The 26,985-nt window shown below is 41.2% G+C and carries 6 protein-coding genes; 2 read left to right on the top strand and 4 right to left on the bottom strand.

Going from position 1 to position 26,985, the window contains the following annotated elements; genetic code table 11:
- The first annotated feature begins 52 nt into the window (after positions 1 to 52).
- Both V7K49_RS18545 and V7K49_RS18540 read left to right on the top strand, forming a co-directional pair.
- Positions 53 to 340 carry a hypothetical protein gene (locus V7K49_RS18545; RefSeq protein ID WP_335206781.1) on the top strand — a complete coding sequence of 96 codons (288 nt, stop codon included), beginning with the start codon at positions 53 to 55 and terminating at the stop codon, positions 338 to 340.
- Between the two features lie 186 nt (positions 341 to 526).
- Positions 527 to 2,260 carry a hypothetical protein gene (locus V7K49_RS18540; RefSeq protein WP_335206780.1) on the top strand — a complete coding sequence of 578 codons (1,734 nt, stop codon included), beginning with the start codon at positions 527 to 529 and terminating at the stop codon, positions 2,258 to 2,260.
- A 106-nt stretch (positions 2,261 to 2,366) separates the two neighbouring features.
- Here V7K49_RS18540 and V7K49_RS18535 read toward each other — a convergent pair whose 3' ends face one another.
- The 4 genes from V7K49_RS18535 to V7K49_RS18520 all read right to left on the bottom strand — a co-directional run bounded on the left by V7K49_RS18535 (position 2,367) and on the right by V7K49_RS18520 (position 26,984).
- Complete coding sequence (locus tag V7K49_RS18535) at positions 2,367 to 4,388, bottom strand: ABC transporter ATP-binding protein/permease (RefSeq protein WP_335206779.1); 2,022 nt, start codon at positions 4,386 to 4,388, stop codon at positions 2,367 to 2,369.
- Between the two features lie 71 nt (positions 4,389 to 4,459).
- Positions 4,460 to 14,998 (bottom strand): amino acid adenylation domain-containing protein, encoded by a 10,539-nt coding sequence (locus V7K49_RS18530; protein WP_335206777.1) that lies wholly within the window; start codon positions 14,996 to 14,998, stop codon positions 4,460 to 4,462.
- Positions 14,999 to 15,102: 104 nt separating this feature from the next.
- Positions 15,103 to 19,380 carry a beta-ketoacyl synthase N-terminal-like domain-containing protein gene (locus tag V7K49_RS18525; RefSeq protein WP_442948676.1) on the bottom strand — a complete coding sequence of 1,426 codons (4,278 nt, stop codon included), beginning with the start codon at positions 19,378 to 19,380 and terminating at the stop codon, positions 15,103 to 15,105.
- 8 nt (positions 19,381 to 19,388) lie between these two features.
- Complete coding sequence (locus V7K49_RS18520) at positions 19,389 to 26,984, bottom strand: amino acid adenylation domain-containing protein (RefSeq protein ID WP_335206774.1); 7,596 nt, start codon at positions 26,982 to 26,984, stop codon at positions 19,389 to 19,391.
- Between the last annotated feature and the right edge of the window lies 1 nt (position 26,985).

Here is a 26,985-nt window from a genome sequence, read left to right as displayed (position 1 = left end):
CAAATCTGTTAATGCAACTCGCAATCGAGCAGACATCTTGTAGCACCCATTTTTGGACTCTCTTTATCTTATATTTAATTGTAACCACTTACTTAAAGCTTCTACTCTTAAGTGGTGGGGTAAGCGTCGTTGGCAGATAGAAGGTTGGTTTAAAACTGCCAAACATCGCTTTGGCTTACATCGTTTTGGGCAAGGTACTCTGCTTGGTATGTATCGCTGGCTTATCCTTTCTCTGACTACCTACCTCATTGCTCATTGGACTTATCTCGAAATTCAGTTCCCATCACCACCTGATTGGGGTCAGGCCGCACAAACTGCCTTAGAATCTATTTTCCCTTGAATAGTCGTGTCTCTTCTTTTACTTGAAATTGAGCGATTAATTCTCCTTACACTTAGTTGTGGTTTTGACATCAATATTTCCAGGTGCAAGATATGAGTTAAAGCGATTAAGTATCGGCTCAATAAGTAGGGGTAGCAGAGGAAAATAAGTGAAGCGAGGTACACACAGTGTCATAAAATAGGAGACATGACGCCAAAGCTTATTTCCAGTGACCTTTCAGAAATAGATTTGCTGCAAACCATCGAGCCAAAAGGGATTGCAGACGAATCAATGCGTCAGATAGTAGAGATATTACTGAACCTAATAGAGCAATTACAATCAAAAGTAAAAGGCTTAGAGTCAGAGAATCAACGGTTAAGAGATGAATTTAACCGACTCAAGGGAGAAAAAGGTCAGCCAGACATAAAAGCCAAGAACAAGAAAGGGTTTGAGAACAAACACTCATCAGAGCAAGAAAGAAAAACCCCAAAAAAGCACTGCAAGGGCAATAAAAATCAAACTATAAAAATAGACCGGGAAGAAATACTAGAATATCCCCAAGACAAACTGCCAGCAGACGCAGAATTTAAAGGTTATCAAGAAGTAATCGTCCAAGACATCACCCTTGCAACCGATAACATACTATTCCGGAAAGAGAAATACTACTCACCCTCAGTTGGGAAAACTTATTTAGCTGAACTGCCTTGCGGTTATGAAGGAGAATTCGGACCGGGAATCAAAACCTTAGTAATTAGTCTGTACTACGGGGCGGCACGTTTGCGGGGGAAGCTTCCCCCGCAAAGCTGCCTTGGTAACATGACCCAAGGCAAATTATTAGAGTTTTTAGAAGATATTGGGATATCCATATCAGCAGGATATTTATCGAACCTACTAATTAAAAACCACGTTGATTTTGAAAGCGAGAAAACAGAAGTATATGCGTCGGGACTAGAGAGCAGTCCTTGGCAACACTTAGACCAAACAGGTGCGCGGGTGGGTGGGGTGAACTACACCACTAATGTAGTGTGCAACCCTTTATATACAATCTACTCGACTACTGCCAATAAAGACCGATTGAGTGTAGTGAAAGTATTGCAAAACGGACGAGAATTGGAGTTAATTCTCAATCAACTCACATATAATTTACTGGAGACCTTCCAACTTCCAGCTAAATGGAAAAACGCACTTAAACTATTACCTCAAGAAACCGTGTTGAGTGAGGCAGAGTTTAATGCCCTACTTGATACATATCTACCCAAACTGGGTTCTCAACAACGGACTCGCATCAGCGAAGCAGCAGCGATTGCTTTCTATCATCAGCAAACTGATTGGCCAGTGGTACAAACTCTCGTTTGTGATGATGCTCCCCAGTTCAAGTTACTGACTGATAGTATAGCTTTATTTTGGGTGCATGAGGGACGACACTATAAGAAGTTAACTCCTTATGTTGCTTGTCACCAAAAAACTCTTGATAAATTTCTAGATGATTTCTGGGATTACTATCGAGACTTACTTGCTTATAAACATTCTCCCAGTCAGCAAAGAGCAGACAAACTTAGGTCTGAGTTTTGGAAACTTTTCGATACTCCAAGTGATTATCAACAATTGGATGAGCGAAAACGATTAACGCTCCTAAAAAGTTCCGAGTTGCTATATGTTTTAGAGCATCCTGAATTGCCCTTGCATAATAATCCGGCAGAGTTAGCTGCCAGGACGATGGTGCAGCGACGTCATATTAGTTATGCAACTCAAACTCTTGAGGGGACTCAGACTTGGGATACTTTTATGTCTCTTGTTGCTACTACTCGTAAGTTAGGAATCAGCTTTTTTGAATATATCCGTGACCGCATTTCTCATCTGGGAAATATTCCATCTTTGGGGTCTATTATTCGCGAAAAATCTGTTCTCAATCCTTTTGGTTGCTCATGGGTGACTGAATAACTTTTTCCCCGAAGTATTGAGGGGATACGGTTAATACTCTATTTATTTCAAAATGAGAATTGCTGAGGTAAAAGATTACATCGCGCAATTAGTTAAAAATATGTTACTAAATTCTCACCCATTTCAATACCTTTGAGTCTTTGTCATAGCGGTAAGTAAGACCGTCCCTATTAGTGATAGACTCCCCTTTACTTGCCTTACTTCTAATCGTCTTAATGGAATAGAAGGTTAATTCAGTCATTTCTTTATGAGAAAGTCCTACATTTTTAGCTTTTTGAGTCAATATTTCTGATTGATTTTGGTATTCATTATTAGGTACACTGTCTATAGTAATGTGAGGATTTTCAGGGGAGTTATGGGTAATTGTTTTTTGATTTCGATAATCTTGTACGGTTACTAGTTGCCAACTTGAATCTTGCGAAAGTTCCAAAACCCATTGATGATATTCAAATAGGCTTTCTCGATGTCCAACACTAATAAACGTTGTTTTTGTCTCTTGTAACTGTTGATATAAACTTCCTTCATTTTTTAAATCTAAAGCACTTGTTGCTTCATCTAATATGGTGAACCTTGGATGAGTAACTAACAGGCGTGCGAAAGCAAGGCGTTGTTGCTCTCCCAAAGACAATATATTCTCCCAAGGAACTTCAGTATCAAAGCCTTCAACTCGACTTAACAAGTTTTGCAGGTTTACTTGTTGCAAAACTTCTTTGAGTTCTGCGTCGGTCATTTGACGATTAGTTTTAGGATAAAGTAACTGTTCGCGCAAAGTACCCAAAATGATATAAGGACGCTGGGGTAGGAATAAGACTTCTTTTAGAGGAGGACGCACTAGACGACCTGTTCCCGCATTCCACAAACCAGCGATCGCTCTCAATAGAGAACTCTTACCTCGACCACTTGGCCCTACAATTAATAAACCTTCTCCAGGCTGAACAGCGAGTGACAAGTCTTCGACGATTACCTGCTCATAGTTTGGCGTTTGTAAGGTGACATGCTCAAAAGCGAAATGATTCTCTTCTATTGTTTTAATGGTAGTGAAATTTTCTAGTTCTTTAGTCACAGCTTCTAACGCATCTGAGAACTCAGATAAACGCTGAACATAACTGGAAAATCTCCCAGAAATGCCAAATTCAGCTATTAATTCTTCCACAGCACCAGCAAAAAAATAGCAAGCTGTAGTAGCTTGTCCAATTTCTCCAAAATCAATATCACCTCTAATAAATAAAGGTGCGAGTACTAAAAGCGTGAAAAATTCGATAGCAGCACGGTATCCTCTGTTAAAAATTGCCTGATTTCTCTCCCAATTCACTTTATCTTTAGCATTTTTTATAAGATTAATAAATCGCCTTCCAATTATATTGAGTTCCTGTTCTTCTCCTTGAAAAAAAGCTATCGACTCAGCGTGATTGCGAACATGAGTTAAAGAATAACTATAATCAGCTTTAGATTCGAGTTCTGCCTGATTAATTTTAGTCAACTCTTGATTTAAATAAACAGCAATCAAGTTGCCTATAATTGTATAGACAAGCAGAGCAATAGCTACTTGTTGAGAAATTAACCAGACAATTATTAAAAAAGTCATCATTTCTAGTAGTTTTTCTAGAAAAATAGCTGAAAAACTTAAGGCACTGCTGGTGATCGGTTCAATTTCTTGAGATAAACGTTGATCTGGATTATCAATATTGGCTTGAAAGTTGATTTTATAATAAGCCCGTTTATGTAAATATTTATTTAAAATGTGATTATTAAGCCATTGATACCAATCAAGAGCGATTTGTTTCCTAATAAATTTAGAAAATCCTACTAAAAGCGTTATCAATACAAGTCCAACAGCATAAATTGATATAGTATAAGTGAATTTAGAATAATCTTTTTCTTGAATAATGACATCGATTAAATAGCGATGAATAAAACTATTAAAAGTATTTGCACTTACAAGGAGGATTATTAGCAATATTAGGAGAATAAGCATTCCCCAAGCACGAATAACGTCTGAGAATGCTCTTTCCCCTGGCTTTGTTGGATACCAGTAAGGGCCTGCGATCGCTTTTACATCTTTCCAGAATTGAATAAAATCTGAAAAAGCATTAGTTGACAGTTTAGCTTGAACAACTTGGGTTGGCATATTGAAGTTTGACTCCCAGTTCAGGGTGTTTATTTTATAACGTAGAACGCCGCACGTTCATACATAGTTTTTTAGTAGATGTCTATTGATTGATTACTCTGTGCTTGTTCAATAAAATGTTGGAATTTTTGAACTAGGGTCTGGACATGAGGTGTTTTCACCATGCTTAGATGATTACCAGGAACTACAACAGTTTCTATATGTTCTACAAGTTCACTCCAGCCAAATTCAAAGTCTGCATCAGTTTCACTAGCTTTAAATAGAACAATTGAGCCTGAGTAATGTTGAGCTTTGTAATTTTGTATGGCTTGAGCGTTGATTTGGGAAATTTTCAGAATCAGGGGAGCTAGATCGAAATCAAAACCTTCTAGAACAATATTTTTCTGTTTGGCTTGTTCCAAGACATAATTTATCTGTTCCTCTGGTTCAAATTGCCGCAGTTCCTCTAAACAAAGGTCTAAATGTTCTTTAAAGAACTCTACTAATAGAAAAGCATAGTCTATTGGTTCTTTGATCATGAGAACAGGTGGAGAAGTATCTAGTAGAGCCAATAAAGCTATCTGTTCACCTTGCTGGGAAAGTTGTTGAGCCATTTCAAAAGCTACTAGACCACCAAAAGACCAGCCAGAGAGAAAATAAGGGCCATAAGGTTGAACAGTTTGTAACTCTTGGATATAGTGAGTTGCCATTTGTTCAATACTAGTATGAGGCTGATTTTGGGGATTTAAACCAAAAGATTGTAGTCCATAGAATGGTCGTTTTGAACTCAAATAATAAGCAAGATTATGATAGCAAAGAACATTTCCCCCACCAGGATGAATACAGAACAGAGGTGGTTGATTGCCATTAGTTTTAATAGGGACTAGGGCAGACCAAGGTAAAGGATCTGTTGAAGAATCCAGAAAATGTGCTAGTTGTTCGATGGTGGGATATTGGAACAAAATAGCTAAAGGTAAATTTATCTGGAAGTGTTTTTGAATCTGGGACATGAGACGGACAGCTAAAAGGGAATGACCCCCAAGTTCAAAGAAGTTATCTTGTATGCTGACAGGATGAATGCCCAGAATGTCTTCCCAAATTTGTACCAGTTGAAATTCACAGAGATTTCTAGGTTCGTTAAAGCCCTTCCGCGCTTCTTTTGGAATAAGTTTCTGAGGCGGTTTAACTTGCGGAATTTGATCTGCCGAAATTCTTTCAATCAGTTTTCCCAGGTGCTGTTCTGGAAGGTCAATAATACTGTTCAACAAAGCCTGAAAATGCTCCAGAATCAAAGTTATAGCCGAATTGTCACAACGCGATCGCTGATAGATAATGCGAAAATCTAGCTCTGAAGTTGGGCTAACCAAAATAGTGAGGGCATATTTCGTTTGTGCGCCTATAGAACGAGTCTGAGATTGATTCTTCTCATGGTTTGCAGATTGTTTTACCGATGAATCGACTGGATAGCTTTGAAAAACTAGAAGACTCTCGTAAAGGGGTAATGAGCCGGGTACTTCACTCCATTCGTGAATTTGTCCTTGAGAACAGTATTCATAATCTCGTTGCGTAAAGCCTTGCTCTTGGATATCTCTAAGCCAATACCAAAGTGATGCTTGGGGAGAAACCAAAAGCCGCATCGGTAGGGTATTAATAAATAGACCTAAAGTGGATTCAGACCCTACCAATTCTGGGGGACGACCAGAGAAAGTCGCGCCGAATACCACATCTTCGAGACCACTATAGCGACTCAACAGCAAAGCCCAAACGCCTTGAACTAGAATATTTAAGCTCAAGCGATGTTGCCGTACCAAAGACTGTAAAGCTTCTTTTGCCGGAGCTGGCAAGCTGGCTTGTTGCTCACCATACCGTTCTTCCTGGTCAGAAAAATTAACAAATTCAGCTTCTCTTCCTAATGGGGTTGGCCTTTTGAACCCTTGAAGTTTGTTCCGCCAGAATGCCTCAGCCTGCGATAAATCCTGCTGTTTGAGCCAGACGATATAATTTCTGTAGGGATGACTGGGTTGCAGTAATAAATCTTGACCTTTGCTGAATGCCTCGTAGGATGCGAAAACCTCTTTGAAGATCAGAGGCACGCACCAACCATCTGTAAGAATGTGATGAGAAGTCCAGATGAATTGATAGGTATTTGTGTCTACTTGAAAAAGTGCAAAACGCATTAATGGTGGTTTAGTCATCTCGAAACCACGCAGTCGGTCTGCACCCAGATAGGTTTCTAATTTTTCTTGCTGCTGGGATAGAGAAAGTCCACGCCAATCTTGCTGCTCTAGTGAAATTTCTACTTCCTTGAGTACAACTTGCAATGGCTCATCTTGATTTTCCCAAATAAAGGCTGTTCTGAGAACTGAGTGGCGATCGCTAAGACGCTGCCAAGCTTTTTCAAAAGCTAATGAGTCAAATTCTTCAATTTGCAAGTTTAAAATGCACTGTTCAAGATGTATCCCTGACTCAGAAGCAGTTAGAGTCTCGAAAAACATTCCCTGTTGTGAAGGAGACAGTGGATAAATTGATTCAATATTTTTAGTTGGAAACTGACTTAATAACTCATCGAGTTGTAATTGATTCAACTGTGCTTCAGGAAAATCACTCGGTGTATATCCTCTATTCTCTGCTAACTGACAATGTTCTATGATTGACGCGATCGCTTCTATATAGCTCTGTGCTAATTTCTCTACTGTGGCATGGGTGTGAACGTGACTATTGTAAGTCCAATCAATTTGTAATTCACCTGCTACTACCACAGCATTAATATCCAATAGATGGTCACGAGTTTGCTTTAAGCTGTGGATAGCTCCAGCAGATTCAGGCGCAAATTTCCAACCAGTTTCTGATTCTACTTGGTCAAATTGTCCCAGATAGTTAAAACTAATTTCGGAAGCAGCAATTGCCTGTATTTGCTCTTTAACAGTCTTATCTTTGCACAAGTAACGCAATATACCGTAGCCAATTCCACGATTAGGAATTGCTCGTAATTGTTCTTTTATTGATTTGATAATTTCTTTTAGCTGGTTGATTGAAGGCAGTTGCAATAATACGGGAAATAAACTAGTGAACCAACCTACCGTCCGTGATAAGTCTACATCTGAAAATAGTTCTTCTCTGCCATGTCCCTCTAAGTCAATTAGTACCGTTGAATTTTTTGTCCACTCTGCTATGGAAACTACTAATGCACTTAGTAATATATCGTTAATTTGTGTATTGTAAGCTTCGTTGACTGATAGCAAGAGAGTTTGGGTTTCTTCTTGACTTAATTTTATTGACACACGAGCAGTACTATTTACTGTATTTTCTGTTTGAATCTCAGCATAATCTGATGGTAGGGACGTTATTTTAGACCAAGGTTGGTTCAGCCAATAGTCTAACTCAAGTTTGATAATTTCTGAATTGGCATAATTATTTAACTTCTCTGCCCAATCCATAAATGCTGTGGTTTTTGGACTGAGTTGAATTGGTTTTTGAGTAACTAATTGTTGATAAATTCTTTCTATGTCTGGTAATAAAATTCGCCAACTTACACCATCTACTACTAGGTGATGAATAATAATTAGTAACCTGGCATCACTATCATCACCCAAATTAAACATTACTACTTGTATTATTTGCCCTATTGACAAGTTTAAACTTGCTTGATATTTTGTGGCGATTTTTTCTAGGGCTTGTGGTTGTTCTTTTTTAGGTGTTGATGATAAGTCAACTACGGCAAATGGTATGTTATCATCTAACCCTTGATTTATTTGTTTGTATTCATCTACAACAGATGTAAATCTTAAACGCAAAGCATCGTGATACTTTAGTAAATTTTTCACGGCTATTGCCATTAATTCACTTTGCAAATAATTTGGAACTTGCAATAAAACTGATTGGTTATAATGGTGTGCCTCTGGTCTATTTTGCTCAAAGAATCTGTGTTGAATTGGCGTGAGGGGTGCTACTCCAGTCACTATACCTTGTTTACATTCAACACTCGCTACTGTATTAGCAACCTGAGCAAGTTCAGCAATGGTTTGATTTTGGAATATTTGCTTGGGAGTGATTTGTATTCCTGAGTTTTTGGCACGAGAAACTATTTGAATACTGAGGATGGAATCACCACCAATTTCAAAAAAGTTGTCGTGGATGCTGACTTTTTCTTTGACTAACAGTTGTTGCCAGATATTGGTTAAGGTTTGTTCTATAGCTGTACGTGGTGCTACGTATTCATCTTCCCGGTTAATTTCCCCATCAGGTGTTGGTAGTGCTTTGCGGTCTACTTTGCCGTTAGGTGTTAATGGTAGGTTCTCTAAAGTGACAAAGCTAGTGGGAACCATATATTCCGGTAGCTGTTGCTTGAGGAATTGCCGCAGTTGGTTGCTGGTGAGGGATTCATCACTTGGAAGTACATAAGCAACTAAGCGTTTACTTCGACTTACCTCGGCTCCGCTCGGCACAAGTCGCTCAGTACAAGTGTTACCAGGAATATCTTCTCTGACAATGACTACAGCTTGTTGAATTTGGGGATGGGTGTTGAGGACTGCTTCGATTTCTCCGAGTTCGATGCGGAAACCGCGAATCTTCACTTGGTTATCGATGCGACCAAGGTATTCGATATTACCATTCCGTAAATAGCGTACTAAATCCCCAGTTTTGTAGAGGCGACCAGAACCAAAGGGGTTAGTGATAAATCTTTCCTGTGTCAACTCAGGACGATTGAGGTAGCCTTTTGCCAAGCACACACCACCAATGTACAATTGTCCTGGTACACCAATGGGAACAGGCTGTAAATACTTGTCTAGAATATATACAGTCCTGTTAGGCAGAGGACGACCAATAGGCATTTTTCTCAGATTACCGTGTTCACTCAACTGGGGAAGAATTTCAAACAGGGTTGTGGTGATAGTCGTCTCTGTGGGACCATAAGCGTTGACCAGACGAACACAAGACATTGGGCTTTTTTGCCAAACGGTAACATATTCGGGTAACATTACGTCTCCACCAACAATCACAAGTCTCAGTTGGTTATTGGTATCTAACACTTGTGTTTTGATCCACTCTTGAGCTAATTGTTGCCAATAGACTGTTGGCAGATTAACAACAGTAAGTCCAAAATCAGAAATTATTTTTTGAAAGTTTGTTGGAGTCCATACATCTGAGCCTCGGAGTACCAAGGTCGCGCCAACTATGAGTGTGGGAAATATCTGTTCTAATGAGGCATCGAAGTTGATTGAGGCGAACTGGAGTACCCGATCGCTCTTTCCAAGTGCGTAAGCTTCTTGAATAATACAACAGTGGTTGGCGATCGCGCCATGTGCGATCATTACCCCTTTGGGTCTGCCTGTAGAGCCAGAAGTGTAAATCACATAAGCCAAGTTAGTTGCTTGCACATCGGGGATTGCATTATCCTGACTTGAGTGAGAAATCAATTGCCAGTCAGTATCTAAACATACAACCTGCGCTTGATGCCCAGGTAACTTTTCCAGAAGTTGCTGTTGTGTTAGCAGCACGCCAACTTGAGCATCTTGGAGCATAAAGCTCAAGCGTTCTTGAGGATACTCAGGGTCGAGTGGCAGGTAAGCACCACCCGCCTTGAGAATACCCAGTAGTCCCACTATCATTTCTAGCGATCGCTCTACACACAACCCAACCAGCACATCTGCTGCTACACCCAAAGACTTGAGGTAGTGTGCCAACTGGTTAGCACGACAGTTTAACTGGTGATAGGTCAGTTGTTGATCTTCAAACACAACTGCTACAGCATCCGGGGTGCGCTGAACTTGCTCCTCAAATAACTGATGGATACACTTATCAATGGGATAGTTTACTTGAGTGTTGTTCCACTCCACAAGTAACTGTCTTTCTTCTACTGCCGTCAACAGTGGCAATTGTGAGATTTGCTGCTGCGGATTAGTAACAATACCTTCAAGCAATGTCACAAAATGCCCAGTCATCCGCTCGATAGTGCTGGCATCAAACAAATCAGTATTGTACTCCCACACGCCCACCAGCCCATCAGCAGTGTTCTGCATTAATAAATTTAAGTTAAACTTGGCTGTTTTACTTTCTATTAGAAAAGAACTGATACTTAACCCATTTAACTCTAGTTGAGACATAGGCGCATTCTGAAGTGCAAACATCACTTGGAATAGTGGTGTATGACCTAGATCCCGTTCTGGCTGCAATGCTTCTACCAGCATTTCAAAAGGTAAGTCCTGATGAGCATACGCGGACAACGCCACTTCTCTAACACGAAGGAGTAATTCACTAAAGCTTGGATTACCTGCTAAATCGCTACGCATAACTAAGGTATTGACAAAAAAGCCAATTAATCCTTCAACTTCCAAGCGATCGCGGTTTGCAATTGGCGAACCCACCAGAATATCTTCTTGTCCTGTGTAGCGATAAAGCAAAGTATCATAAGCTGCTAACAGCGTCATAAAGAGGGTACAACCTTGCTCTTGGCTCAGCTTCACCAATTTATCAGTTAACTCAACTGAAAGTGTAAATTCTTGATGTGAGCCAACAAAAGTCTGCACAGCAGGTCTTGGTCGGTCAGTCGGTAGGGACAATAAAGCTGGTGCATCTTTTAGTTGTTCTTGCCAGTAAGAGAGTTGAGTTTGCAGTACATCTCCTTGCAACCACTCTCTTTGCCAAATGGCGAAATCTGCGTACTGAATCGGCAGTGGGGTCAACGATGGGGATTTACCTTCAGAATGAGCATTGTACAGCGTTGCGAGTTCTTGGAGAAACACACCCATTGACCAACCATCAGAGACAATGTGGTGCATACACATTAATAAGGCGTATTCTGTCTCATTCAGAACTAGTAATTTTGCCCTGACTAATGCAACACTGTCCAAGTCAAAAGTTTGAATGCCTTCTTGTTGCGCTAATTGCTGTAAAGCACGTTTTTGTTCGCTTGTAGATAAATGCTTCAAGTCAACAACTGATATTATTGTCTGCTCCCTGTTCCCTATTTCCTGTTCCCTAATAACTTGAGTTGGTTTTCCATCAACTGTAATGAAGTTTGTCCGTAACGCTTCGTGGCGATAAATAATTTCTTGTAAGGTTTGCTCTAAGGCTGTTTGATTGAGAGTTCCTACTAAACGCAAAGCCAAAGGAATGTTGTAGGAGGGGCTGTTCGGTTCAAACTGGTCTAAAAACCACAAACGCTGTTGAGCATAAGACAGTGGTATATCTGTATTCTTGGCTCTTGGTAGAATGGGCGGTGCAGACAATTCTAAGTCATGTTGCTGTAACTGCTCAAGCGATCGCGCCAATTCCGCTACTGTTGCGTTGGTAAACAACTCACGCAATGGTAATTCCACTTTGAAAATGTTGCGGATACGTGAAACCAGTTGCGTTGCTAGTAGCGAATGTCCCCCAAGTTCAAAGAAGTTATCATGAATACCTATTTGCTCTACTTTCAACACTTGCGCCCAAATTTGTGCTAGCAGTTCTTCAATTGGGTTACGTGGGGCAACATATTTGTCTGTAATTTCGTTGTTTAAATCTTGTGCTGGCAAAGCGCGGCGGTCTACTTTGCCGCTAGGAGTCACTGGCAGGGAATCCAAAAAGACAAAAGCATTTGGCACCATGTAATCTGGCAACTTTGCTTTCAAGGCTTGCCGCAGTTCGCTAACTGTGGGTGTAGAGTCTTGATGTGCTACCACGTAAGCAACTAGGCGTTTATCACCAGGGGTATCTTCGCGGGGAATGACAGAAGCGGCTTGTACATGGCTATGTTGGCTTAATGCTGCTTCAATTTCCCCCAACTCAATGCGAAAACCGCGTATTTTTACTTGGTTATCAATGCGTCCCAAGTATTCAATATTACTATCTGATAAATAACGCGCTAAATCCCCAGTTTTATATAACCTATTCCCTTCTGCCTTCTCAAAAGGATTAGAGATAAATTTTTCCTGTGTTAACTCTGGACGGTTGAGGTAGCCTCTAGCTAAAGCGACACCACCGATGTACAACTCTCCTGGCACACCGATAGGTACAGGCTGTAAATATTTATCTAAAATATGAATTTGTGTATTGGCAATTGGCTTTCCAATGGGAGGAAGTAACGGCCAAGTATCAACTGAATTAGTCAGTGTAAAAGTAGTAACTACATGGCTTTCCGATGGACCATAATGATTGTGCAGAATACAATTACCTAGTTTGCTCAACCATTGAGAAATCGCAGGAGTAATCTGCAACTGTTCCCCAGCAGTAATAATTTCTCGTAGATGACTAACAACTAATTCACCACCAACAGCTACTTCAGCTAATTGCTGTAAGGCAACAAAAGGAAGAAACAATCTTTCAACAGCGTTTTCTTCGAGAAAACCTAATAAAGCCAAGGCATCACGGCGCAATTCCTCTGTAATTAACAGCAATGTGCCTCCCGAAAACCAAGTAGTGAATATTTCCTGGAAAGAGACATCAAAGCTGATAGGAGCAAATTGCAGCGTTTTTAGTCCAGTAGAAATTGTATTATTTTGAAGTTGCCACAAGATCAGATTGCAAAGGCCAAGTTGATTAAGGGCTACGCCTTTAGGTTGGCCTGTAGAACCACTCGTGTAAATTACATAAGCTAAGTTAGTAGTCTGTACGCCAGAGATGAGATTGTCCTGACTCGACTGGGAAATCAGTTGCCAGTCAGTATCCAAAAAGACTTGCTTTGCTTGATTTAAGGGCAATCTGTCCAGGATAGAATGTTGGGTTAGCAACACTGAAACTTGAGTATCTTCTAACATGAAAGCCAAACGCTCTTGAGGATAGTTTGGGTCGAGTGGTACATAAGCACCACCCGCTTTCAAAATACCTAACAGTCCTACGACCATTTCTAAGGAACGCTCGACACACAACCCAACTAGCACATCTGCTTTTACTCCCAAAGACTTTAGGTAATGTGCCAACTGGTTAGCACGACAGTTTAATTCATCGTAGGTTAGTCGTTGATTGCCAAACTCCACCGCCACTGCATCGGGTGTACGCTCCACTTGCGCCTCAAACAACTGATGGATAGATTTATCAATAGGATGCTTAGTTTGAGTATCGTTCCACTCAACAAGTAATTTTCGCTGTTCGGCTTCTGTCAGCAGGGGCAATTGGTAAATTTGCTGCTGTGGGTTAGCAGTAACACCTTCTAGCAAGGTCACAAAATGGCCTGCCATTCGCTCAATGCTAGGTGCATCAAACAAATCTGTGTTGTATTGCCACGCAGCTACCAACCCATTAGCAGTGTTTTTTATAAATAGAGTTAAATCGAACTTGGCAATTGTCCTTTCTGCGGCAAATGAACTGACAGTTAACCCACTCATTTCTACTTCAGACGCGATCGCACTTTCGAGGATAAACATCACCTGAAACAGTGGTGTATGACTGAGGTCGCGTTGTGGCTGCAATGCTTTGACTAACTCCTCAAAGGGGAGGTCTGGATGAGTGTAAGCTTCCAGTGTCACTTGCCGCACTCTATTAAGTAATTCCTTAAAGCTGGGGTTGCCTGACAAATCGGTACGTAGCACTAAAGTATTGACAAAAAAGCCAATTAATCCTTCAAGTTCGGTGCGATCGCGTTTAGCAAGGGGCGTACCTACTACAATATCATCCGAGCCTGTATACCGATAAAGTAAAGTAACATAAGCTGTTAACAGCGTCATGTATAGGGTGGCTCCCTCTTGCCTACTGAAATTGGCAAGCTTTTGACTCAGTTGGTTTGAAATTTCTAAATATTGAGTTGCGCCCTGGAAAGTTTGAATCGCTGGTCTTGGTCTGTCTGTGGGTAATTCTAGTAAGGTGGGAGCGTTTTTGAGTTGTTGCTTCCAGTAGTCAAGCTGGGTTTGCAGTACTTCTGATTGCAACCATTGCCGCTGCCAAATAGCATAGTCGGCATACTGAATTGGTAACTCAGGTAGCTCTGGGGACAAATTATTGCAGATATCTGAGTAAATAGCTGCTAATTCCCGCATAATTATACCCATTGACCAACCATCAAAGACAATGTGGTGTATTGTGAGTATAAAAACGTGTTCTTCTTCTCTAAGTTTAATCACAAAAGCTCGGATTAACGAAGAATTAGCAAGGTCAAAGGGTTGATTAGCTTCTTTTGCAGCTAATTTTTGGCAAGCGATCGCTCTTTCACTTTCAGGTAATTCTGCTAAGTCTACTACTGGTATACTTAAAGTTAAGCTGTTAGCAATTACTTGGACTGGCTGCTCGTTGATGGTGCGGAAGTTGGTACGTAAGGCTTCGTGACGAGAGATAATTTTGTTAAGGCTTTGCTTTAGTGCCACGGTGTTCAAATGACCGTGAACTTTTAGAGATACTTGTTCGTTATATGAAGGGTTGTCTGGTTCTAATTGGTTTACTAACCAAAGTTGTTCTTGAGCAAAAGACAGAGGTAAGTTCTGAGGACACTCAGTTTTAATCAGGAGTAAATCTGTATCGGTATCTGCATTTTCCTGGTGCAGTAACAAAATAAGTTCTGCTTTATTTTTAGCTAATAAGTCACGAGTTTCTGGTGTCAATACTCCTTCTGGAGCATCAACGCACAAGCGAACCTCTTCCAGAGGCGCTCCGCTAACGCCTTCGACCCACAACTCCACATCCTGATTAGAGAGTTCTACTATAAATTGCTTGAGATTCATAGAATCATGTCCTTTATATTGTCAACGATTTCAGCAGAATGTGCGTGCTAATCACAACTTATTTTGTCAGGTTAGATATTTATATGAACCCTATTTCATCTTGCTCATATTTCTATTTTTTCTCTACCAATTGTACCCCTCTTAGTATTTTGTCTTAATTGTTGCTTTCCTAGCTTTGGTGCTATTTCAGCTATTGTGGGAGACTCAAGTAAACTTGCTACAGTTAATTTAATAGAAAAAGTATTTTTTAGCCTGGATATAATTTGAACAGCTATTAAAGAATCTCCTCCTAACTCAAAAAAGCTGTCATAAATTCCTACCTGTTTAATTCCCAATAATTCTTGCCAAATATCGGCAATTTTTTGCTCAATCTCATCACGAGGAGCTACAGAAGAATTAGGTAAATTGGGTCTTGAATGGAGTGCAGATAATTTTTCTAACTGAACAAGATCCGGCGTTATTTGCAATGAACTCTCTAACTTGGTGTCAGTCTCTTTTTGCCCAGATTTTTTGCTAAATGCGGCTGATGCAGAAGCAACAGCCATAATAATTTGATGCTCAATCGCTTCAGTTTCAGGAAAAGCTGCAACTTGAACAAAATCTTGAGCGCGTAGTGCTTCAAACCACTGCTCTTTGATAATAAAAGGCTGACCAGGGCTGCGTCTTTTATCGTTTAGAGGTTTTAACAGCAGACCCCAACTAATATCAAAGTCAATTTTTGGCTGAGTTATTTCCCACACTAAGAGGAAACCACCAGGAGCTAATAAAGAGCGTACATTGTTGAGGGTTTGATCTATGTTTCGAGTTGCGTGCAATACATTAGCAGCTATTATTACATCAAAGCTATACTTTTCAAACCCTTGCTCAGTTGGCGACTTATCTATGTCTAGTAATCGATATTCAACAAATGAATATTCCTTAAACTTTTCTTGAGCTTGAGTCAAGAAGCCACTACCAATATCAGTAAAAGTATAGTCGGTTTGTTTGGGCGGCAACACAGGTAATAATGCTTGCGTAGATAAACCAGTGCCCCCACCGATTTCCAGAATTCTCAGATTAACCGATGATGGCAATGACTTGACCACCTGTTCCAAGCTTGAGCGCAAGATAGAGTTGTAGTAAGTATTTAAGGAAGATTCTGGATGTGAACCGTTGTTTTCCCCTTCTAAATTTGAGCCGTTGTTTTCTTTTTGGTAAATCAGTTCATTGAAAATTTCTAATGGTTCTTGTTCACCAGCAACAATAGCAGCTAAATTTTCACCGCAGCGTTGCACTAAGTCTAAATATAGTAAAGATGAAGCAGCAAACCTCGCTCTAACTTCTTCTAAATGTTCATGAATATAATCTTGCGAACATGGCATTAGCCCAGTAAATAATCCCTCATGTTCTTGTATTTGTCGTTGCTCAACCAATATTTGTAACCATCTAGACAACAATTGCTGATAACGAGGAGAAATATGGCATTGCGCCAACAAACTCTCCAAAGAATATTTTTCTTTGGGATTGCTAAAAGCTGCTAATTGCTGGAATGCAGAGTTAATGTAGGCTGTACATAAACGTTCCAACCATTGTCTGTTCTGTTGATAGGTTAACTCGTTGAGTTCTGCATTTCTAACACTTGCTTGCTTTTGACCTGCTTGTGTAAGCGATGTCCACAATTGCGATGTTGGAGGTAAAGTTTGCAATTCTCCCCAAGCTGCTTTTTGTGGGGGGTCAATCCAATAACGTTGACGTTCAAAGGGATAAGTTGGTAAGGGAAGACGATAATACTCATCCTGACTATAAAATCCAAACCAATCTACTTTGACTCCAGCCAGCCAGAGTTGGCCGAATGTGTTAAATAGAACATGAATATCAGATTGCTTTTCTTGAGGATGACGTACCGAAGTTAAAACTGTTTGTGTAGTTGCTTTATCTGGATGTCTCTTGACTAATGTAGCTAGTGTGTGTCCAGGCCCCACTTCTAGTAAGACTTGCTCAGGTGTTGCCAATAATTTCTCTACACCAGAAGCGAACAGCACGGTGGAACGCAGATGTTGAGCGTAGTATTCAGGATTTGTGGCTTGGGTGACTGTAATCCAAGTACCAGTAAGGTTAGAGATATAAGGAAGTTTTGGGGGATTTAAAGTAACTTTTTTGACTCGCTCTGCAAATGCCTCTAAAATTGGTTCCATCATTTGCGAATGGAAGGCATGGGAAGTATGCAGACGACGGCACTCAATGCCTTGAGTAGCAAGCTGATTTTGTAATGTCTCTACTGCTGCTATGGAACCGGAAACTACACACTGTGAAGGTTGATTAATCGCAGCAACAGAAAGTTCTTCACCTAACAGGGATTTTATTTTGTCTGCGGGCAGGGGAATCGAAAGCATTGCCCCAGTGGGCAGTTGCTGCATCATCTGTCCGCGTGTTGCTACCAGAGATAAGGCATCTTCTAGAGAAAAGACTTCTGCTAGAGTTGCTGCTACATATTCGCCAATACTGTGACCGATCACAGCTTGTGGCTCTATTCCATAAGACTGCCATAATTTAGCTAGGGCGTACTCAATTACAAAAATAGCTGGTTGAGCAACAGATGTTTGTTGAAGTTGCTGCAATGCTTCATCAAGCTTTTCTTCACTAGGATAAAGAATATGACGTAAATTTAGCTCTAGTATGGGTTTAAGAATTTCTGAGCAATAATCAACTTGCTCTTTAAATACTGTCTCGGTTTCATAAATTTCCCGCGCCATGTTGACATACTGAGAACCTTGTCCTGGAAACATAAAAACAACAGGGCGTTCTGTAATCTCTGTATAGTTGGTCAATACTTGTTTTGACTCTAAACCTTTAAGAGCATCTTCTAAGTCTTGACAAACTAACATCCGTCGGTAACTAAAACCCCGGCGACCACTATTGAGGGTATAAGCTACATCGCCCAAGTTTAGTTCTGGATGTTCTTTTAAATGTGCGGTTAAGTTAGCTGTTGCCTTCTCAAGCGCACTAGCAGTCTTAGCTGAAAGTACCAACAATTGATAATTTCTCCCCTGCTCCCTGCCCCCTGCTCCCTGCCTAAAAACAGGTGCTTCCTCTAAAATGACATGAGCATTAGTACCCCCCATACCAAAAGAACTAACCCCAGCACGGCGAGGAGTGTTATTTGTTTTCCATTCAGCTAGGGTTGTATTAACATGAAAAGGACTGTTGGCAAAATCAATTTTAGGATTAGGTGTCTGGTAGTGCAAACTAGGAGGCAGCATTTTATTTTGCAGTGCTAATACTGTTTTAATCAAACCTGCCACACCTGCTGCGCTATCTAAATGTCCCAAGTTGGTTTTGAGCGAACCAATAGCGCAGAAACCTTTTTTATCCGTAGTTTGACTAAAAGCTTGAGTTAAAGCGGCAATTTCAATGGGATCTCCTAAAGGTGTAGCTGTACCATGAGCTTCAATGTAGGAAATTGTTTCGGCATCTACACCAGCTATAGCTTGAGCTTCGCCAATCACTGCTGCTTGACCACTAACACTAGGAGCAGTGTAGCCCACCTTCATTGCACCATCGTTATTGATGGCTGAACCTTTAATAATTGCATGGATGTAGTCGCGATCGCTTATTGCATCTTTTAATCTTTTCAATACCACAATACCAGCACCGCTACCAGGAATTGTTCCTTGTGCTTTAGCATCAAAAGTACGGCAGTGTCCATCAGGAGAAAGAATCATTCCCTCTTGATACAAATAACCTATTTTTTGGGGAATGCCCAGAGTAACTCCACCAGCTAAAGCTATGTCACATTCACCATTTAAAAGACTTTGACAAGCCACATGAACAGCAACCAAAGAAGTAGAACAGGCTGTTTGCACATTTACTGCGGGCCCAGTCAAATCGAGTTTATATGCAACTCGTGTAGGTAAAAAATCTTTATCATTGGAAGATACTAATTGAATAGGGTCAATTGTTGCTAATAATTGATGATTAGGGTAAAGATTATTGAGCAAATACCCACTCATCCCTACACCACCATAAACTCCGATTAAACCATTGTAGGTTTGCGGGTCATAACCAGCTTTTTCTACAGCTTCCCAAGCCAATTCTAAAAATAGGCGTTGTTGTGGATCTATTAACTCAGCTTCTTTTGCACTATAAGCAAAGAAATTTGTATCAAACAATTCAATGTCTGATAGCACAGAACTAGCTTTTACATAATTAGGATTACTCAGTAAATCTAGGGAAACGCCAGAATTTATCAATTCTTCATCCGTCAAACAAGAGATAGATTCTACCCCATCTCGTAGATTCTGCCAAAATGAGTCGATATCTTTTGCGCCTGGAAATTTCCCTGCAACAGCAATTATTGCTATTTCGCAATTGTTAAACTCATTATTGTTATGCACCAAAGTCATTGTCATTTTTACCTTTTTTTCTGAGAGCGATATTGTTGTCTAGATTCCAATTGTTGATTTCTCAAAAATTTAATTTCACTATGAGATTGAGGATTATGGTTATTTTGCTTGACTGTACTTTCTTTACGAGTCTTAGTAATCAAATATTCGCTTAAGCTATGTATAGTTGGATAATTAAACATATCAACTATTGACAATTCCAAACCAAATTTTTCTTGCAATTGTTGATTAATTTTTACTAGTAATAATGAATGACCTCCCAGTTCAAAGAAATTATTGTAAATCCCTACCTTTTCTACTGCTAATGCTTTTTGCCAAATGCTAGCAATGATTTTTTCTGCTTCTGTATTTGGTATTACATAATCTGACAGTTCCTGTTGCAAATCTGGGTTAGGCAGAGCGCGACGGTCTACTTTACGGTTAGGTGTCAGGGGTAAGGACTCCAATATCACAAAAGCACTTGGCACCATATACCCAGGCAGTTTATCGGCAAGGAACTGACGCAGGTTGTCTGTTGTAAGTGTCACATCTTTTTGTGACACTACATAAGCGACTAAACACTTGTTACCTGGAGTTACTTCACGAGCGATGACGCAACATATCTGCACATCATCATGTTGCCCCAGTACTGTTTCTATTTCTGCCAATTCGATGCGGAAGCCCCGAATTTTTACCTGATTGTCAATGCGCCCCAGGTATTCAATGTTGCCATCCGGTAAATAACGTGCTAAATCCCCAGTTTTGTAGAGGCGACCAGAATCAAAGGGGTTACTGATAAATCTTTCCTGAGTTAGTTCTGGACGGTTGAGATAGCCTTTTGCCAACCCAACACCACCAATGTGCAACTCTCCTGGCACACCCACAGGCACTGGTTGTAAATTTGCGTCTAAGATGTAAACTTGTGTATTGGCGATCGCTTTTCCAATGCTCGGTGATATCTGATTTTGTCCCTCGGCAACTATTAGCCCAGAAGTTGTGACAACAGTATTCTCAGTTGGACCATAATTATTCACTACTTGGAAGGGGATTAAATCTGATGGATACTGATGAAGCTTATCTCCTCCAGTCAGCATGGAACGCATTGCCAAACCTTCAGTTGGCCATTCCAAAGATAATAATTCCTGTGCCAATGGTGTTGGCAGAAAACTGATAGTAATCTTGTTTGAAATCAACCAGTCTTGTAGCTTCACTAGCGAACTAAGTAGCTGAGGTTTAACTAATTGGATACTTGCTCCTGCTGTTAGGTAAGGCCATAATTCCCATACCGCAGCGTCAAATGCTGTTCCTGCTAGCTGAGTGGCTCTATCTGATGAAGTGACTTTAAAAGTACGTTGATGCCAGAACACCAAATTTAGCAATCCTTTATGGGGAATCATCACACCTTTTGGTGTTCCCGTAGAACCAGAAGTATAAATTACATAAGCTAAATTAGTTGCTTGTACCTCAAGGATGAGATTGTCTTGATTGAACTGAGAAATCACCCCAGCGTCAGTATCTAAACAGACAAGATGTGCTTTCTGCTGGGCTAATCTATCAACAAATCGCTGCTGGGTCAACAAAACTGGAACTTGAGCATCTTCTAGCATAAAGCGCAAACGCTCAGTAGGATACTCAGGGTCAAGTGGTAGATATGCTCCACCTGCCTTGAGAATACTTAGTAGTCCCACCAGCATTTCTATTGAGCGTTCTACACAAATGCCTACCAGCACATCTGCTCCCACTCCCAAAGACTTGAGATAGTGCGCCAACTGGTTAGCACGGCAGTTTAATTCACCGTATGTAAGATGTTGATTTTCGTACACCACTGCTACTGCATCTGGAGTACGTTCAACCCACTCCTCAAACAACTGATTGATGCACAAATCTTGTGGATAATCTGCTTGAGTATCGTTCCACTCGACAAGTAACTGCTGTTGCTCAGTTTGTGTCAGCAGAGGCAATTCCGAAATTAGCTGTTCTGGGTTAGTAATAATACCTTCAAGCAAAGTGACAAAATGACCAGTCATGCGCTCAATGGTACTAGCATCAAACAAATCTGTGTTGTAGTCCCATACTCCCACCAGCCCAGTGGCAGTGTTCTCCATTACTAAGGTAAGGTCAAACTTGGTAGTTGTACTTTTTACCATCAGTGGACTAATAGTTAACCCAGTCAACTCTAATTGAGAAATAGGAACATTTTGAAGGACGAACATTACCTGAAACAGAGGGGAATGACTAAGATTCCGTTCTGGCTGCAATGCTTCTACCAGCATTTCAAAAGGCAAATTCTGATGAGCATACGCGGATAACGCTGCTTCTCGAACACGAAGGAGTAATTCGCTAAAAGTGGGGTTGTCTGCTAAGTTAGAACGCATGACTAAAGTATTGACAAAAAAGCCAATTAACCCTTCTATTTCAGAGCGATCGCGACTAGCAATTGGCGAACCCACCAGAATATCTTCTTGCCCTGTGTAGCGATAAAGCAGGGTATTATAAGCTGCCAACAGCGTCATAAAGAGAGTACAACCTTGCTCCTGGCTCAGTTTTACCAATCTATCAGTTAACTCAACTGAGAGTGCAAACTGTTGATATGCTCCAGCGAAAGTCTGCAAAGCTGGTCTGGGTCGGTCTGTAGGTAGGGATAACAAAGCTGGTGCGTTTGCCAGTTGTTCTTGCCAGTAGTCAAGCTGCGTTTGCAGTACATCTCCTTGCAACCACTCTCTTTGCCAAATAGCGAAATCTGCGTACTGAATCGGCAATGGAGTCAACGATAAGGATTGATTTTGAGAATGAGCATTGTACAACGCTGCTAGTTCTTGGAGAAACACACCCACTGACCAGCCATCAAAGACAATGTGGTGCATACACATTAATAAGGCGTATTCTGTCTGGGACAATACGATTAATGTCGCCCTAACTAATGGTTCAGTTGCCAAGTTAAAAGATTGAATAGCTTGTTGTTTTGCTAATTGCTGTAAAGCATCTTCTTGTTCGGTTGTAGCTAAATGGTTTAAGTCAACAACAGATATTATTGTCTGTTCCCCGTTCCCTGTTAAGAGTTCCCTAATAACTTGAGTTGCTTGTCCATCAACTGTGATGAAGTTTGTCCGTAAAGCTTCGTGGCGATGAATAATTTCTTGTAAGCTTTGTTGTAGCGCTGCAACTTCCAGAGTTCCGACTAGACGCAAAGCTATGGGTACGTTGTAGAAGGCGCTATTCGGCTGTAACTTGTCTAAAAACCACAAACGCTGTTGAGCAAATGATAGTGGTAATTGAGCATCACTTGCTCTTAGTAAGATAGGTGGTGCGGACAGTTTTAGGTTTTGTTGCTGTAACTTCTTAATCTCTTGCGTAAATTCGGCAACTGTTGCTGCTGCAAACAAGCTATGCAATGGTAGTTCTAATTTGAAAATGTTGCGGATGCGCGAGAGTAGTTGAGTTGCTAGTAACGAGTGTCCCCCTAGTTCAAAGAAGTTATCATAAATGCCAACTTGCTCTACTTTGAGGACTTGCGCCCAAATTTGTGCCAAAATTTCCTCAATGGGTGTGCGCGGGGCTACATATTTTTCTAGCAGTGTGCTGTTTAAGTCTGGTTTTGGTAGGGCGCGGCGGTCTACTTTGCCGTTGGGAGTCAAGGGTAAGGATTCCAGCAGCACAAAAGCACTTGGTATCATGTACTCTGGTAACTTCTTTTGTAGGAAGCTGCGAAGCTCACTGACTAATAAACTTACATTGTTCCAGGTCGGTTTTACAGAATCACTGACTAACCTGCTACCAAGCTCTTCTAGGAGGTACTGGTTTATGGATGGTCGTCTAGCATAAATATTGTAGAGTACAGTATCTTCCAGTAAAATATCCTGCTCAATAATTAGGTCGTATCCATGTTTTTTTAGCAGGGCTGCAATCTCCTCCAACCTGCCATTGATGTTATGAACCTCTACAACTATCTGCTGGATCTTTTGCCAATCTTCTTGCTGGATGCCAGACAGCACATCCTGCTCACTTTTCTCCACATCGATTTTTAGCAAATCGATCCTCTCAACGCCATGCTCACGTATCACATCAGAAATTGTTCTTAAATGGCAAGTGAATTGCTGACTCTGTAATCGTTCAGCTAACAATTCATCAATTGCTTGACTCGATATTTCTGTCTTATTTGCTACAATATTGTGTTGGTTGAGCAAAAAGGATTTGACCGTCTTGCGCTCTTGATCGGCATCAGCAAAACGCCCCGAAATGACGGAAAGTTGAGGATAATATGTAAAGGTGTCACTCTTTGTTTCGCTGGAAAGACCAACATTAAATAGCTTCACATTTAAGCTATAGTTCTCAGCATTTATGCGTAGCAGATCAAAAACAGGTGGAATTGGCTCAAATGCGTAAATAGAGACATCTTTATATATTTGACCCATGAAGAGTGTGAACAAACCGATATTAGCACCCACATCAAAGATGCAATCCCCTTCATTGATAGTGATGCCGTGTTTTAAATAAACCTGTTCCTCCCAAAGTTCTTTGTAGACGAATTCTGTCTCGCTTTTGTTCAGATAGGCAACCACCATGCCATTCGGCAACTCATAGAGTAACTCTTTACTCAGCAGACTTTTATTTTTAAAATGAAGTAGTTGTGAAATTTGAAAGGCATAGTTTTGATCGGGGACAATATACGCTACTAGACGTTTATTGTCAGGCTCGTCCTCTCGGACGATTACTACAGTTTCCCCCACAGCCAAATGTTGTGTTAGCGCTGCCTCAATTTCTCCCAACTCGATGCGGAAACCTCGAATTTTTACTTGATTGTCGATTCGCCCTAAGTACTCTAACTCGCCATTGGGCAAGTAACGCGCCTTATCCCCTGTTTTATATAGTTGCACTTGAGGGTTGTTGCTAAACGGGTTAGAGATAAACCGTTGTTTTGTCAATTCGGGACGATTGAGATAACCACGCGCCACCCCAGCACCACCAACATACATCTCGCCTGGAACCCCAATCGGCACTGGCTGTAAATGTTCATCTAGCAGATATACTTGTAAGTCGGGAATCGGACGACCAATCACACTTGCCGCACCATTTAAATCAGCTTTGCTCAAGGGACGATAAGTAACATGTACGGTGGTTTCGGTGATCCCGTACATATTTACTAACTGGGGCATCTGGTCGCCGTGGCGTTCAAACCAAGGTTGCAAACTCGATAGTTCTAAGGCTTCCCCACCGAAAATTACTAAGCGTAAGTTCAAATCGCCAGCAGTTGCGATCGCCTGTTCAGCTTGAATTAACTGGCGGAAGGCTGAAGGTGTTTGATTGAGAATTGTGACTTTTTCTTGACACAATAATTTATAGAAGGATTCAGGCGATCGCGTCACTAAATAAGGCACGACTACCAACCGTCCACCATACAGTAATGCACCCCAAATTTCCCAAACGGAAAAGTCGAAAGCATAAGAGTGGAACAGTGTCCATACATCTTGGGAATTGAAGTTATACCAAGAGTTTGTTGCTGCAAACAGACGAGTTACATTATTGTGATTGACTAAAACGCCTTTGGGCTTACCTGTGGAACCTGATGTGTAGATAACATAAGCTAGGTTATCGGGTGTTGCGGTGTTTTCTAGGTTTGACTGGCACTTTTGAGCAATTTTTTCCCAGTCGGTGTCTAAGCAGACGATACGCGCTTGATGTTGAGGAAGAGACTCTACTAACTGCTGTTGGGTTAACAGCACCGAAAGTTGAGCGTCTTCTAACATGAAACTAAGACGATCTTGGGGATACACCGGGTCAATTGGTACATAAGCTCCACCTGCCTTGAGAATACCAAGTAATCCTACAATCATTTCTAAAGAGCGTTCTACACACAAACCGACCAGCGCATCGGCTCCCACACCCAATGAGCACAAGTAATGCGCCAACTGGTTAGCACGACTGTTCAACTGCTGATAAGTCAGTTGTTGATTTTCATACACAATTGCCACTGCATCCGGGGTACGCTCTACTTGCTCCTCAAATAACTGATTAATACTCTTATCAGAGGAATAGTCTACTTGAGTGTTGTTACATTCCACCAACAATTGATGGCGTTCTGCGATCGTCAACAGTGGTAATTCTGCAATTCGCGCTTCTTTATTGGCAACAATTGCTTGGAGTAAAGTTTGAAAATGTTGGGCTATGCGAGCAATTGTTGTTGCATCAAATAAATCAGTACTATAACTCCAAATACCCTCCAAAGCTCCTGAAACTTCCCAGTAGTGAACTTCCAAGTCAAACCTGACCATTTCATCAATTGGTAAGGATATATCCTGAATAGTTAAACCTGGCAAATCCCAAGAAGACTGTGCGGTGTTATGAAGGGAAAACATCACCTGTACTAAGGGATTACGACTCAAATCTCGTTCTGGCTGGAGCTTTTCTACCAACATTTCAAAGGGCAAGTCCTGGTGGGCATAAGCTGACAATGTGGTTTGCCGCACTTGCGCCAAAAAGTCAGCAAAGCTGGGGTTGCCAGAGAGATCGCCCCTTAATGCTAGGGTATTAACAAAAAAACCTATTAGCTCCTGAATGCTCTTGTTGTTGCGATTAGCGGTTGGGGAGCCAATAACAATATCTAATTGACCACTGTAACGAGAGAGCAAGACTAAAAAACCTGCCAGTAGAGTCATAAACAACGTTGCGTTTGACTCTTGGCTCAGTTGCTTAAGGCGTTGCGTGAGGTCACGATCCAGTTGAAAACGCTCAACTCCACCTCGGAAGGTCTGGACTGGGGGTCGTGGTTTATCAGTAGGCAGTTCTAGTACAACAGGGGCATCCGCTAACTGTTTTTGCCAGTAAGCCAGTTGTCGATCGAGGACTTCGCCTGTCAACCATTGACGTTGCCAAACGGCAAAGTCAGCGTATTGGATGGGTAATTCTGGTAGTGGGTTGGGCAATCCTTGAGTGAAAGCCAAATATAGCTGAGATAACTCACGGTTGAAGATGTTCAAAGACCAGCCATCGTAAATGATGTGGTGCATCTTCAACAGCAGTATATATTCTTGGTTGCTCAGTTGGAGTAGGGTCAGTTGTAATAATGGTTCAGCAGCCAGATCGAAGGGCTTGGATGCAATGGAGTTCGCTATTTGCCGAATTTGAGCAGTTTGTTCCTGGGCTGACAACCCCTGCAAATCATAGCAGGGCAAAGTTAAGGCAGTAGGAGGAGCAATTACCTGGACGGGTTTTCCGTCTACTGAGGGAAAAGTGGTTCTTAAAACCTCATGGCGACGAACAAGTTCACTCAGGCTCTCTGAGAGTGCAACTATATTGAGCAACCCATCTAGCCGCAGAATCAATAGCATATTATAAGAACAACTGTCAGGCGAGAGCTGGTGCAAAAGCCAGAGTTGTTGCTGTGCAAAAGATAGCGGTAGTTCACCGTTCCGTGGCACTTTTTCAATGGGCAACTGATTAGAGGTTTTAACCTGCTTTGCTTGCTGTAAAAACAGCATAATTTCTGTTTTACGCCCAGCTATTTCCTGACGTAGTGTTGGAGTTAATACCCCTTCAGGTGCATGACAGCGCAAGCGATCGCCATCGGCCTCTAGTTCAATACTTAGGTTTGTCAGGTGACGAATGAATTCCAGGGTGTTGTTAGTCATG

Source organism: Nostoc sp., from assembly GCF_036919675.1.
In the GTDB taxonomy this organism is placed as follows: Bacteria; Cyanobacteriota; Cyanobacteriia; order Cyanobacteriales; family Nostocaceae; genus Nostoc.
Note: the sequence above shows the minus strand (reverse complement) of the source record. Positions and strands in the feature narration are given on the sequence as shown.

What these genes read in the sequence shown, in the direction of transcription:
- V7K49_RS18530 (WP_335206777.1), bottom strand. Translation starts at nt 14,998, where the DNA reads ATGAATCTCAAGCAATTTATAGTAGAACTCTCTAATCAGGATGTGGAG.
- V7K49_RS18535 (WP_335206779.1), bottom strand. Translation starts at nt 4,388, where the DNA reads ATGCCAACCCAAGTTGTTCAAGCTAAACTGTCAACTAATGCTTTTTCA.
- V7K49_RS18540 (WP_335206780.1), top strand. Translation starts at nt 527, where the DNA reads ATGACGCCAAAGCTTATTTCCAGTGACCTTTCAGAAATAGATTTGCTG.
- V7K49_RS18520 (WP_335206774.1), bottom strand. Translation starts at nt 26,984, where the DNA reads ATGACTAACAACACCCTGGAATTCATTCGTCACCTGACAAACCTAAGT.
- V7K49_RS18525 (WP_442948676.1), bottom strand. Translation starts at nt 19,380, where the DNA reads ATGACTTTGGTGCATAACAATAATGAGTTTAACAATTGCGAAATAGCA.